Annotated in this window: 15 protein-coding genes; 13 read left to right on the top strand and 2 right to left on the bottom strand. The window is 49.4% G+C overall.

Going from position 1 to position 13025, the window contains the following annotated elements; all coding sequences use genetic code 11:
• Position 1: 1 nt before the first annotated feature.
• Entirely contained in the window at positions 2-913 is a 912-nt protein-coding gene (gene hisG / locus CCE91_RS08445; protein ID WP_086434729.1) for an ATP phosphoribosyltransferase, read from the bottom strand.
• 318 nt (positions 914-1231) lie between these two features.
• Here hisG and CCE91_RS12265 point away from each other — a divergent pair, with 318 nt between their 5' ends.
• From CCE91_RS12265 to CCE91_RS08385, 12 genes are all read left to right on the top strand, one after another.
• Positions 1232-1486, top strand: a complete 255-nt coding sequence (locus CCE91_RS12265) for a hypothetical protein (protein WP_086434728.1) — start codon at positions 1232-1234, stop codon at positions 1484-1486.
• Positions 1487-1531: 45 nt separating this feature from the next.
• Positions 1532-3502 carry an ATP-dependent DNA helicase gene (locus tag CCE91_RS08435; RefSeq protein WP_086434727.1) on the top strand — a complete coding sequence of 657 codons (1971 nt, stop codon included), beginning with the start codon at positions 1532-1534 and terminating at the stop codon, positions 3500-3502.
• A 4-nt stretch (positions 3503-3506) separates the two neighbouring features.
• Positions 3507-4199 carry a tRNA (adenosine(37)-N6)-threonylcarbamoyltransferase complex dimerization subunit type 1 TsaB gene (tsaB, locus tag CCE91_RS08430; RefSeq protein WP_086434726.1) on the top strand — a complete coding sequence of 231 codons (693 nt, stop codon included), beginning with the start codon at positions 3507-3509 and terminating at the stop codon, positions 4197-4199.
• A gap of 67 nt (positions 4200-4266) precedes the next feature.
• Entirely contained in the window at positions 4267-4560 is a 294-nt protein-coding gene (locus tag CCE91_RS08425) for a hypothetical protein (protein WP_086434725.1), read from the top strand.
• 52 nt (positions 4561-4612) lie between these two features.
• Positions 4613-5209: a Slp family lipoprotein gene (locus CCE91_RS08420; RefSeq protein ID WP_086434724.1), complete on the top strand. Its 597-nt coding sequence runs from the start codon at positions 4613-4615 to the stop codon at positions 5207-5209.
• Between the two features lie 24 nt (positions 5210-5233).
• The gene (locus tag CCE91_RS08415; RefSeq protein WP_086434723.1) at positions 5234-6151 is read left to right on the top strand and encodes an alpha/beta fold hydrolase; all 918 of its coding nucleotides are present in this window, start codon (positions 5234-5236) and stop codon (positions 6149-6151) included.
• Between the two features lie 100 nt (positions 6152-6251).
• Positions 6252-7931: a long-chain-fatty-acid--CoA ligase FadD gene (fadD, locus tag CCE91_RS08410; RefSeq protein WP_086434722.1), complete on the top strand. Its 1680-nt coding sequence runs from the start codon at positions 6252-6254 to the stop codon at positions 7929-7931.
• A complete protein-coding gene (gene rnd, locus CCE91_RS08405) occupies positions 7928-9064 on the top strand; it encodes a ribonuclease D (protein WP_086434721.1) in 1137 nt (378 codons plus the stop codon). The genes fadD and rnd overlap by 4 nt, the downstream gene beginning before the upstream one ends.
• 5 nt (positions 9065-9069) lie before the next feature.
• Positions 9070-9339: a YcgL domain-containing protein gene (locus tag CCE91_RS08400; RefSeq protein WP_086434720.1), complete on the top strand. Its 270-nt coding sequence runs from the start codon at positions 9070-9072 to the stop codon at positions 9337-9339.
• Positions 9340-9357: 18 nt separating this feature from the next.
• On the top strand, positions 9358-10368 hold the full coding sequence (locus CCE91_RS08395; RefSeq protein ID WP_086434902.1) for a lytic murein transglycosylase: 1011 nt from the start codon (positions 9358-9360) through the stop codon (positions 10366-10368).
• 9 nt (positions 10369-10377) lie between these two features.
• Positions 10378-11049: a fumarylacetoacetate hydrolase family protein gene (locus tag CCE91_RS08390; protein ID WP_086434719.1), complete on the top strand. Its 672-nt coding sequence runs from the start codon at positions 10378-10380 to the stop codon at positions 11047-11049.
• Positions 11046-11507 carry a YcgN family cysteine cluster protein gene (locus tag CCE91_RS08385; RefSeq protein ID WP_086434718.1) on the top strand — a complete coding sequence of 154 codons (462 nt, stop codon included), beginning with the start codon at positions 11046-11048 and terminating at the stop codon, positions 11505-11507. Before CCE91_RS08390 ends, CCE91_RS08385 begins: the two co-directional genes overlap by 4 nt.
• A gap of 16 nt (positions 11508-11523) precedes the next feature.
• Here the strand turns inward: CCE91_RS08385 and dsbB are convergent, their stop codons facing one another.
• Complete coding sequence (gene dsbB, locus CCE91_RS08380) at positions 11524-12042, bottom strand: disulfide bond formation protein DsbB (protein WP_407681283.1); 519 nt, start codon at positions 12040-12042, stop codon at positions 11524-11526.
• Positions 12043-12279: 237 nt separating this feature from the next.
• Here dsbB and fadR point away from each other — a divergent pair, with 237 nt between their 5' ends.
• Positions 12280-12990: a fatty acid metabolism transcriptional regulator FadR gene (gene fadR, locus CCE91_RS08375; RefSeq protein WP_086434716.1), complete on the top strand. Its 711-nt coding sequence runs from the start codon at positions 12280-12282 to the stop codon at positions 12988-12990.
• Positions 12991-13025 lie beyond the last annotated feature (35 nt).

Below are 13025 nucleotides of genomic sequence, written 5' to 3'. Positions count from 1 at the left end.
TTTACCCCATCATTTTCTCAATTGGCAGCACTAGAATAGAGCTGCAACCCAGGGCTTTTAGCTCTTCCATGGTTTCCCAGAAGAGCTTTTCGGTGCTAACCACGTGCACAGCAACAGTTTCGTCGGTGTGGCTTAACGGCAAAATGGTAGGTTGTTCCGCGCCTGGCAGTAAATCAACCACACGTTCCAACATGGCTTTCGGTGCGTGCAGCATAATGTATTTGCTCTCGCGTGCCAGTTGTACGCCATCTAAACGCGGTAGCAACTGATCCAATAGCGCTTGTTTTTCTGAACTTAACTCGCCCGGACGCTGAATTAACTGAGCTTGTGAGCGGAAGATCACATCTTTCTCAACCAGGCCATTGGCTTCTAAGGTGGCGCCAGTTGAAACTAAGTCACAAATTGCATCGGCTAAGCCTGCGCGTGGCGCTACTTCAACACTACCGGTGAGCATGGCGGTGCTGACGTTTTTCACGCCGGCGTTTTTCAGGTAGCGCTGCAGCAGGTGCGGATAAGTAGTAGCTATGCGCTTACCTTCTAATGATTGCAGCGTGTCGTAGCTGGCTTCTTTAGGCACAGCGATAGACAAACGGCACTGCCCAAAATCAAGGTTACGCAGCTTGGTGAAAACCGCCGGAAAGTCGGTAGCCAAACGCTCTAAGCGCGCTTCTTCAAGCACGTTTTCACCAACTAAACCTAAGTCGACTACGCCGTCCATAACTAAACCAGGAATATCATCGTCGCGAACCCGCAGCAGATCGACCGGGTGGCTGGTGCTGTGCGCCAGCAGGCGCGATTCATGTAAGCTGAATTTGAAGCCACAGGCTTTCAGCAAGTCAATAGACTCGCGGCTTAAACGGCCTGATTTCTGAATCGCAATAGTCAATCTTGAACTGCTTAAAGATGATTCCACGGATAATCTCCTGTTAATAAATGCACAAAAAACGAAAAACCCCCGCAAGGTTGCCCTTCGGGGGTTGTATATTTTTCGAAGGCAACCATTAGGCTAGCCTTCTACGCACTAAGCATGGCTAGCGATCATATAAATGATGGTGATGGCGATGCTTTTGTATGAACATAAAAATGCCCTTGCGTGCGGTGAATTGGTTAAGTTGTACAGATTGTATCGAAAAAAATATGAATTGCAACCCTAAAGATATTAGAGTTTATACCGATATGTGGCTATAATTTGTACAGAGGTTGTATAGTCAAATAGCAACAGGGAGGCGAAATGCCAAGCTTAGACGCGATTTTGCCGTACATTCCGCGCGACACTCGCGTGGGACTTGTAAGGGAGCACGAACGAGTAAACCAGGTGGAGAAAAATACCCGCCTGCGTGAAATCGAGGAAGAAGAACAAAATGCTGTGCATGAAGAACAACAGCGGCAGTCTCAACAACAGCAGCAACAGCAACAGCAACAACAACGGCAAAAGGATCAAGATAGCGACGACGATGAGCATCCGCATCTCGATACTTATGCATAGCTGTGCGATAATTGGCGGCTGAATCTGCTGTTAATTGGGCGTGGCATGGCTGCTGTTGAAGACGTATTTTCCCCTACGGGTTTATTATCGAAAACTATTCAGGGCTTTCACCCGCGCCAGGCACAGGTTGATATGGCCACAGCCATTGAGCTGTCGCTAAAAAAGAACACCCAACTAGTAGTTGAAGCTGAAACCGGTACCGGCAAAACCTTTGCTTACCTTTCTCCGGTTCTACTCAGTAAAAAGAAAGCCATTATTTCCACCGGCACTAAAAATCTTCAGGAACAACTATTTCACCGTGACTTACCGGCTCTGCGTGATGCGCTGGCACCGGAAAAGCAAGTGGCCCTGCTCAAAGGTCGCGCCAATTACCTGTGCACGCACCGATTACAGCAAGCCGTTTCACATAGTGGTGAGCTGAGTAAAGACTTACAGCAGCAATTAGTACAAGTGAAGCAGTGGGCAGTGCGTACCCGTAGTGGTGATGTCGGTGAACTCAATGTTCTGCAAGAAGATGCTGCGGTATTGCCGCACGTTACCAGCACAGTAGAGAACTGCCTGGGCCGCGATTGCCCGGACTACGACCAGTGTCATCTGGTTAAGGCCCGAAAGAGTGCGCTTGAGGCGGATATTGTGGTGGTTAATCACCACTTGTTTTTTGCGGACATGGCGCTAAAAGATGTAGGTTTTGGTGAGTTGATCCCAGCTGCTGGCGCGGTGGTGTTCGATGAAGCGCATCAGTTGCCTGACATTGCCAGCCAGTATTTTGGTGAAGCTGTATCAAGCCGCCAGTTACATGAGCTGGCGCAGGAAATAAAGCTGCTGTATTTAACCGAAGTTAAAGATTTAAGGCAGTTAGATTCCGTCGGCGATAAATTAATTAGCAGTTTACGCGACTGGCGCCTGGCATTTCCCACCGACCCGCAACGTGGGAACTGGCGTGAATGGTCGCAGCATGAGCCGGTTATTGCGGCTGCTGCCCGGGTAACTGAAAGCCTTGAGTTGCTGCAACAAGTATTGAAAAGTGCACTAGGTCGACATCAGGACTTAGACCAGGCCTATGAGCGTTGTGTGCTGTTTATGCAAAAGTGGGAGCAATTACTAAGTACCGATCGCACCGGTTTTAGCTTCTGGTTTGAAACCACCGCCCGGCAAATTACCTTGCATCAAACACCCTTGAGTGTGGCGGACAAGTTTGGCGGCTATGTGCGTGCCAGCGAAATGAGCTGGGTGTTTACCTCGGCCACGCTGGCTATTGGCGAAAGTTTTAATCATTTCACCGAACAATTAGGTTTGCAGGACGCGCAAACACTGCGCTTAGCCAGCCCTTTTAATTTTTCGTCGCAGGCCATGCTGTGCATGCCACGATTTCTGCCGCAACCGCATGAACGGGAAATGGAAGCGGCGCTGCTGGATATAGCGCGTCAGGTGGTTGATGCTAATCCCGGCGGTACCTTTTTACTGTTTACCAGTCACCGTATGCTGCAGCGCATTGCCCAGCAACTGGAAGCCTTCACGGACAGGTTAATATTAACCCAGGGCTCCACCAGCAAACGCGAGCTGCTGGACGCTTTTGTGAATGATGGCAAAGCGGTATTGCTTGGCACCTCGTCGTTTTGGGAAGGGGTAGATGTGCGTGGCGATGCCTTGCGTTGTGTGGTGATTGATAAACTGCCTTTTGCCAGCCCGGACGATCCATTGCTGCAGGCACGCGTTGAAGATTGCCGTTTGCGCGGGGTAGAACCATTTACCAAGGTGCAGCTACCACAAGCCGTTATTGCATTAAAACAGGGTGCCGGACGCCTGATTCGCGACCGCCACGACAGCGGTGTGTTAATTGTGTGCGACAACCGACTGGTGAATAAAGGTTACGGGAAAACCTTTTTAGCCAGCTTACCGCCCATGCAACGCACGCGATCACTTGAGCAGGCGCTTGAATTTCTGAAGAATACCCACATTACCGAAGCAACTGACGTAACTGACATAACTGACATAACTGAAAACACCGAGGCTTAATTAAATGACCAACTTGCTGGCCATAGACACTGCAACCGAAAACTGCTCCGTAGCTTTGCAGGTAGGCAGTAAAATTTATTCCAGAGCAACAGAGAGTCCGCGTGAGCATTCACAGCGGCTGCTGGGTTTTGTGGATGAGGTCATAGCCGAAGCAGGCATTAAGCTACACGACATACAGGGTATTGTGGTGGGTAACGGGCCGGGCAGTTTTACTGGTGTGCGTATTGGCGTAAGTGTGGCGCAGGGCCTGGCTTTTAGCTTGCAATGCCCGGTAGTAGGTGTGAATAGTCTGGCGGCACTAGCCCATCAAGCCATACGTAAGCTAAGCGTTGAGCGTGTGGTAGCCGCCATTGATGCGCGCATGGGTGAAATATATCTGGCCGCCTATGAACAGGTTGACGGCCAGTTGCACACCACACTTGAACCTATGGTGGGTAAACCTGAGTCCCAGTGGCTCGCTCAACAGCTTGGTGAGTACACCCCGGCAGTAAGTGTTGGAACTGGTGTAGTGACCTACCGCGAAGCCTTCGCCAGTTGCACTGACACAGCTCACGCAGAAGAGGTTTTACTTCCGCTGGCGGAAGACATGCTGGCTATCGCGAGTAGTAAATTTTTCGAAAACGCGGTTGCCGCAGCGGATCTTGAGCCGCTATATGTACGTAATGAAGTAACCTGGCAAAAGTTGCCAGGACGTTAAACTTGTCGAATGCGACGGAACTAGCCATAATAAGCATTGGTCAGATAGTTAAGGCATAAGTAGCGACGTGGAACTCAAATCATTACAAACGCGGGTAGGGCAGCCACAGTGGCAGGCTCAGCAAACCCAGCAAAGCGCGGATAATCCGCGCCGTGATAAGGCGGCTGAGCAAATCAATGTGCCGGCGGTTCCGAATGAGCGCGAAGCACAAAAGCAGGCGCAGCAATGGCAAGCGTTTGAAACACAGTACGATATGCCATCAATGGCGTCGCAAAAAGCACTAGCGGCCTATCAGGGTGTTGCTCAAAACCCGCAGCGCGAACAAGTACAAAGCATGTTTGGTGTCGATATATACGCATAACTTGCTTTGGTTGCTGTGATAGCCCGGTTCGAGCCAACAGCAGGAGATGAGCATGAATATTTTAAAATCCATTCTAATTAGCGCCGCAGCACTTACTATTAGTGCCTGTTCCGCTATTCCCGAAGAATTACAGACCCCTGAAGGTACTAACCTTGTCAGTTTTGAACGCGCGTTAACCCAGCCAACTGAAGCGGTGGGAGAAACTGCGCGTTGGGGCGGCGTTATCGCCAGCGTTAGCAATACCGACAACGGCACTATTATTGAAGTGGTTAACTTTGATTTGAAAAACTGGGGACGCCCGTTGGTGAGCGATGAAAGTAACGGACGTTTCCGCGCTGTACTGGAATCCTTTGTTGATCCGCTGGTGTATCAGAAAGGCCGCAGTATTACAGTGGTAGGTGAAGTGATTGAGCCGGTGGAAGGTACTATTGATGAATATAAGTACTTATTCCCAACCGTGGCTGTTACTTCGAAAAAGCTTTGGACAAAAGAACGCAAAGCTGACGTTCAGATTGACTACAGTCCGTTGTGGTTCCGTCACCAGTTTTACGGCCCATACCCCTATTATTATCGCCCTCATACGCGGGTTCGGACACTGGAAACTAAGCCAGCCCGATCCGGTGGTGCGACTAACCAACAACAGCATTAAGCCATAAAGGGAAGTTCTATTTAAATGGACATGACAACACAGGATTGGCTCGCACGGGCTCAGCAAATTGCTGAGCCCGTTTCGTTTGAGCTGCCGTGGGGCAGCTTGCGCGGGTTGCGTTGGGGCAAGGCCGACGTGCAACCACAAATTGCATTGCATGGCTGGCTGGATAATGCGCACAGTTTTTTGCCCATTGCGGCTGAGTTTATGCGCTCAGGAGCACATAACGACCATAGCTTTATGGCGTTGGAGTGGGCCGGACACGGACACTCGGACCATCGTCCTGCGGGCAATCACTATTACTTTATCGACTACGTATACGATTTATGGGAGTTGCTGGAACAGCAGCAATGGCAGCAGTGTAATATTTTAGCGCATTCCATGGGCGCTTTTGTAGCCAACATGCTGGCTGGTATTGATCCGGACAAAGTCGCTAACTTGTATGCGGTAGAAGCTTTCGGGTTACTGGCAGCGCCGCCGGAACGCACCGCTGCCGATTTACTAAAAGGCTTTCGTAGTCGCCACGACTACCGCAATAAAAGCCGCCCTGATTACCCGGAGTTTGAGCGTGCTGTTGCAGCGCGCACGGCTGCGGGAGATTTCTCTAAAGAGCTGGCTGAGTTATTAGTTACCCGGGGTAGTGCTCAAAACCAATCTGGCAGCTGGCGGTTTCGGGCTGACGGCAGAGTGCGGGTGGAATCACCGTTTCGACTCACGCCTGAGCAAATTGCCAATGTGTTAGAGCAAATCAAGTGCCCGTTTAAACTGATTCGCGGTGCCAATGGCTTTAACCATGTAGATGAGCATTTGCAGCTCTGGCAGGCGGCTGTTCCGCAGCTTGAGGTGGAAGTTATGGAAGGTGGACACCACGTGCACATGGAACAACCAGCAGCTATGTGGCAAAGCTACGAAACATTTGTCAAGCTTGCAAAGACAATTTAAGCTCTCGAATTCACTGGTCGGATATGCGATGATTGCGGGCAATTTTGGGCACAAGTGCCCCTGAACCAAACTATAATTATAATTTGCAGGAGTTGAGACAATGGAAAAAATTTGGCTAAAACGCTACCCACCTGGCGTACCAGATACCATTGATCCCGATCATTATGCGTCGTTGGTCGATATTTTTGAAGAAAGTGTACGTAAATTTGGCGAAAAGTCGGCTTACGTAAATATGGATTGCGAGCTCAGCTTCATTGAACTGGATGAGCAGACGAAAGCCTTTGCGGCCTACTTGCAAAGCCTTGGCTTTGAGAAAGGCGACGCGGTTGGCGTGATGATGCCAAACCTGCTGCAGTACCCAGTCGCATTATTCGGTATTCTGCGCGCTGGCATGACGGTCGTGAACGTGAATCCACTGTACACACCACGCGAATTAAAGCATCAGTTAACCGACTCTAAAGCCAAAGGCCTGGTGATTCTGGAAAACTTTGCTCACACCCTGGCCAAAATCGAAGACGACGTAAAACTCGAAAAAGTAATTATCACTGGCATTGGTGATTTACTGCCGGCGCCGAAACGCTGGTTGGTAAACGCAGTAGTTAAATACGTAAAACGTATGGTGCCGGGTTATTCGTTAAGCAATACCATTAGTTTCCGTGCGGCGCTTAGCAAAGGTCAGAAAGCCAGCTATAAACGTCCGGAAGTAACGGGTGACGATTTAGCCTTCCTGCAGTACACCGGCGGTACTACAGGTGCTGCGAAAGGTGCCATGCTGTCGCATCGAAATATGGTTGCTAACCTGGAACAGGTTTCAGCCGTAGTTGCACCGCTGATGCAAGATGGCGAAGAAACTATCATTACCGCGTTACCGCTTTATCATATCTTCGCGCTAACGGCGAACTGCCTGACCTTCCTGAAGCACGGTGGTAAGAACGTACTTATTACCAATCCGCGCGACATGAAAAACTTTGTGAAAGAGCTAAATAAATATCCTTTCTCCATGATTGCGGGCGTAAATACGCTGTTCAACGGTTTGCTGAATACCCAGGGCTTTAAAGATGTGAATTTCTCCCATCTGAAAGTGGCTCTTGGCGGCGGTATGGCGGTTCAACGTAGCGTTGCTGAGCAGTGGGAACGAGTGACTAAGTCTCGCTTGCTGGAAGGTTATGGTTTAACGGAGTGTTCACCAGTAGTAACCACCAACCCAACCGATATCGAGCATTACACCGGCAGTATCGGTATTCCGTTACCATCTACAGACATTCGTATTATGGATGTTGAAACCGGTAAAGAAGTTGCTATGGGTGAGCCGGGTGAATTGCAGGTGAAAGGCCCGCAAGTCATGGTTGGCTACTTAAATCGCCCGGATGCTACGGCCGAGTCTATTCAGGACGGCTGGTTCGCTACTGGCGACATTGCTACTGTGGATGAAGAAGGTTTCTTCCGCATTGTGGACCGTAAAAAAGACATGATTCTGGTATCTGGCTTTAACGTGTATCCGAATGAAGTGGAAGACGTAGTGGCTGGCCATCCGAAAGTACTGGAAGTGGCTGCTGTTGGTATTCCGCATGAGTCATCCGGCGAAGTAGTGAAAGTATTTATTGTCCCGAAAGACAAGTCAGTAACCGAGCGTGAAGTCATTGATCACTGCCGTGAAAATCTGACTGGCTACAAGGTACCTAAGCTGGTTGAGTTCCGTGAAGAGCTGCCAAAAACCAACGTTGGTAAAATTTTACGTCGTGAACTTCGTGACGAAGAAGAGAAGAAGCAGCAGGAATGAATCCAGCCGAACTGGTAACTGATCAGCATCAACTAGAGCAGTTTTGTGAGCATGCGCGTCAGCACCAGCTGTTAGCTATTGATACCGAGTTTGTGCGAACTCGTACCTTGTTCGCAAAGCTCGGGCTTATTCAGGCGCGTAGTGGCGATGAAGTAGTCTTAATAGATCCTATTGCCGGTTTAGATTTGGCACCCTTCTGGAAGCTATTGCCAGATCCGGATGTTGTTAAAGTCATTCACGCTGGCGGCGAAGATTACGAGATATTCTGGCAAAAAACTGGCGAGCTACCAAACAATCTGTTCGATTCTCAGGTTGCTGCTGCTTTTGCCGAAATTGGCGATGCCATGGGTTATGCAGCACTAGTTGAGCATTACTTTTCGGTTACGCTGGACAAATCTCAGTCGCGTACCGACTGGTTGAAACGTCCGTTAACGGATTCCCAACTTACTTATGCAGCCGCTGATGTGCAATATCTTTATGATATTTACCCCAAGCTGTTAGCAATGGTTGAGGAAAAGGGGCACTACGATCTGGTGTTAGCTGAAAGTAGCTATCAGGCTAAGAAACGTGCCCAGCAAGTACCCACCGATTTACTCTATTTATTTATTGGCAATGCCTGGCAATTAGATCCGCAGCAATTAGCGGTGCTAAAAGAGCTGGCAGCCTGGCGGCAAACGCGTGCGGAACAAGAGAATATTCCGCTAAGTTTTGTGGCCAAAGAGCATGTGGTAATGGAACTGGCACGCAAGTTACCAGAGCGCACTGACAAGCTTTACAGTATTACTGATTTACCGCCTATGACCCGCAAGTATGCTGGTGATGAGCTCATAGCCTTAATCAGCAAAGCTCGTGAAAGTAGCGAGGCCGACGCGCCGGCACCTTTGTACCGGCTCACTGACATGCCTGGCTATAAAAATACCTTCAATGCCATTAAAGCGCATATACAAACGGTTGCGAATAAGCAGCAGATACCTATTGCGCTCATCGCATCGCGTCGCCAAATAAACGACATTATTCACTGGGCCTGGCAAATTCCACCTGAATTTTATTCGCGTTTGCCGCAACCAGACTTGTTCGCCGACTGGCGGGGCGCTATTCTGCGTGAACCTTTAGAGAAACTGTTGCAGCGTTAAAACCTATGTTGTGTGTTGTCTACAAAAGTCCGCGGCGCGCGGACACCTACCTTTATGTTGCGCATGGTAAAGATTTAACCGACTTACCTGCAGTACTGCTACAATCTTTTGGTACGCCGCAACAGGTCATGATTTTGAATTTACAGCCCGATCGGAAACTTGCCCAGGTAAATGCAGTCGAACTGCTGGAACATTTGCAGGAGCCGGGCTATTACCTGCAACTGCCGCCACCACCTGAAAATCTATTAGACAAACACCGTCAGCAAGGTCAATAACCCAGGAGCTACGCCATGATGAAACGAATTATAGGACTCACAGTTGCACTAGTTGCAATGGCGAGCCAGCCATTACTCGCGCAGGAAAGTGCAACCGAAACAACGTCTGGGAAAACGGCTGCTGAGTTTCCTGCTTATGTGGAAACCATCAAGCAAGAAGCGTTAGCGGAAGGTTTTACCGAAGACACTCTAAATAAAGCCTTCGCTGGTGTGAAATATTATAAGAAGTCAGTGGAAGCTGACAAAAACCAGCCTGAATTCAAACTAACTCTGGACACTTACTTACCGCGGGCAGTACCCGAGTGGAAGGTAAAGAAAGGGTTGGAAATGTATAATGAGCACAAAGAGCTGCTGACCAAAGTTGGTGAAGAATTTGGTGTGCAGCCGCGCTTTATTGTGGCGTTGTGGGGTATTGAAACCAACTACGGTAGCTACACCGGTGGTTTTGATGTTATTTCCGCATTAACCACTATGGCGTTCGATGGCCGCCGTGAAGCTTTCTTTAAAAAAGAGCTGTGGAATGCCCTGACTATTGTCCAGGACGGGCACATTGAACCGGAGCAAATGAAAGGTTCCTGGGCTGGCGCAATGGGCCAAACCCAATTTATGCCGAGCTCGTTCATGAACTTTGCTATTGATTATGATGGCGACGGTAAAAAAGACATCTGGAACAGTTTTCCGGACGTATTTGCCTCGGCTGCGAACTACCTGAAATCAGTAGGCTGGCGTGACGACGTTACCTGGGGTCGTCAGGTGAGCTTGCCGGACGACTTTGATGTTGAACTGGCAACCCTGAAGACCAAGAAATCTTTGGGTGAGTGGCAGGAGCTGGGCGTGCGGCGCTTTGACGGTGGTGATTTGCCGGGCCGTGACGATGTGCAGGCCTCAGTGATTATTCCTGACGACCGTAACGGCCGCGTGTACCTGGCTTATGCCAACTACGATGCGCTTATGCGTTGGAATCGTTCCAACTATTTTGTGGCTGCGGTTGGCTATTTATCGGACCGTATTCGCTTTCCACGGAATTAATAACTACCTATGTATGAACATACATGGCAAAACGGCGATAAGGTGGCCTTGCCGGCCACCAAAGCCATCTGTGTAGGCCGTAATTATCAGGCTCACGCCGCCGAGCTTAATAACCCGGTACCCGAACAGCCGGTGTTATTTATGAAGCCGGATACCTCGTTAAGAGCTTTTGCTGAGAATATTCACCGGCCAACTGATCGCGGTAGTTGTCATTACGAAATGGAACTGGCGGTATTAATTGGGCATTCCAGTAGTGGAACCATTAACGGCGATCCCATGGAATTGGTGGCGGGTTATGGTCTGGCATTAGATTTAACCCTTCGAGATTTACAAAAACAGCTGCAACAAGCAGGTAAACCCTGGGAACGCGCCAAGGCTTTTGCTGGCTCGTGCCTGTTATCCAACTGGATTCCCGCAGGTGAGGTGAGCCAATCACTGCAACTCTCCTTGCATATAAATGGTGAACTGCGTCAACAGGCCACTACGGCCGACATGATTTTCGCGCTGCCGCAGTTACTGGATGAAGCGTCGCAGGCGTTTGACTTGCGTGCCGGTGACGTACTACTGACTGGTACGCCGGCAGGAGTGGGGGCGTTAGCCGACCATGATGAACTGGAACTGAGCTTACTTGATAGGCAGCAGAACAAATCCTGGCAGTGGCATACGCGAGTAGCGAGATGACCGAGTTTTGGGAGCACAAAGCACTGACAGAAATGTCTGCTGCAGAGTGGGAAGCGCTGTGCGATGGTTGCGGCAAATGTTGCCTGCACAAACTCATTGATGAAGACGCCGACGCCGTTGAAGAGGAAGTGGTGTTTACCGATATCGCCTGTCGGCTATTAGAAACCAGTACCGCTCAGTGCAGCGATTACCCAAACAGACTTAAACATGTCCCCGATTGCGTCGTGCTAAGCCCGGACAATCTTAGCGACGTGTATTACATGCCTGAGTCCTGCGCCTATCGTCGCCTGGCGGAAGGTCGTGGGTTAGCAGCGTGGCATCCATTACTAAATAATGGCAGTAGGGCCGCACTTCGCAAGGCAGGTATTAGCGCCGCCGGACGTTGCGTGAGTGAACATCGTTATCATGGTGATTTGGAAGATAGAATAGTGACCTGGCCACTCTTTGATAAAGAATGACCAGGCTTAGTCGCGATTAAAAGCGATGAAACTTCAGCACCCGCACCAGAATTAATACCGCTGCAATCAGCGCGTAGGCCGCAAAAATAATCTGTAGCCACATTGGCATAGAAAGCCCTAAGAATTGCCAGTCAATGTCACCACATAAGCCCGGTGCGGCAAATAAATTTGGTAGCCACTGATGCAGCGGTGCCCAGTTCGGAAAGTTCGGGAAGGTTTCACAAACGGCGAAAAAGGAGTTCGCGGACGTTTGCATAGCAGCATGTTCTGCCGCAATCAGATAGCCCCACACTGACGCTACCAGCCAGCCCACCAGCCCGGCAAACCGGGTGATTGCGTACCTTGGTAACAGGGCCGGTAGCAATGCCGTCAGCGCAATACCGAACATAGCAACACGTTGATATATACACTTCACGCATGGTTCCAGGCCCATGGCGAATTGAAAATACAAAGCTACGATGATAAAAATCAGCGCAGATGCGAACAGTAACCACCAGGCTCCGGAGCGTTCAACCAACTTTCCAAGTTTATGTATCATGTGTATACGCCATGTTTTCGTCTATGAATACCAAAGGTTAACCCAGTAACCTTAACGTCCATGTGGACTTAAATAGTGCTGCTGAAGATAACTGAAGCTATAGCTGTTGTCGATACATCAATCATGTTAAAACTTGTCCGACCATTATAAAGCCTGATAAAATCAGCGGAATTATAACAACCATATAACCAATGCAATCACGCAGCCCGATCGCGTGCTGTGATAGGCGACAAAATGATCATAAAAGCACAAAGCCCGGCAGGATTCGCTGAGGAATATATTGTTAAGTCCATCTGGAACGGACATTTTGCGCCGGGCACTATACTGCCGGCTGAGCGCGAGCTTTCTGAGCTAATTGGCGTAACCCGAACCACCTTGCGGGAAGTGTTGCAGCGACTGGCCCGTGACGGCTGGTTAACTATTCAGCACGGCAAGCCAACTAAGGTTAACAACTTCTGGGAAACCTCAGGCTTAAATATTCTGGAAACTCTGGCACGGCTGGACGAAGACGGCATGCCGCAGCTAGTTGATCAATTGCTGTCAGCACGCACCAACATCAGCGCTATTTATATTCGGGCCGCAGTAAAGAATCACCCGGAGCAAGTACTGGAGTTGCTGAAAGACGCTGAGCAGTTGGAAGATACCTCAGTGGCCTTTAGCGCTTACGATTACCGCCTGAATCATGATTTAGCGCTGGCGTCGGGAAATCCTATCTACGTGCTGGTACTAAATGGCTTTAAAGGTTTGTATTCGCGCATTGGTAATTTTTACTTCTCGAATGCTGAAGCGCGCAAACTGGCAACTAAGTATTATGCAGAATTACGTGAAATTGCGCTGAAAGGCGGACGCAACGAAGCGGTAAATTTGGTACGTCATTACGGTATTGAATCGGGTAAAATCTGGCAGAGTATGCGTGCAGATATTCCTGATAACTTAATTGAGTAGTTTTGGTTGAGTAAAAATGACGTAAAAAAAAGGAT

The organism is Pseudidiomarina planktonica (assembly GCF_900177775.1).
GTDB classification, from domain to species: Bacteria; Pseudomonadota; Gammaproteobacteria; order Enterobacterales; family Alteromonadaceae; genus Pseudidiomarina; species Pseudidiomarina planktonica.
Note: the sequence above shows the minus strand (reverse complement) of the source record. Positions and strands in the feature narration are given on the sequence as shown.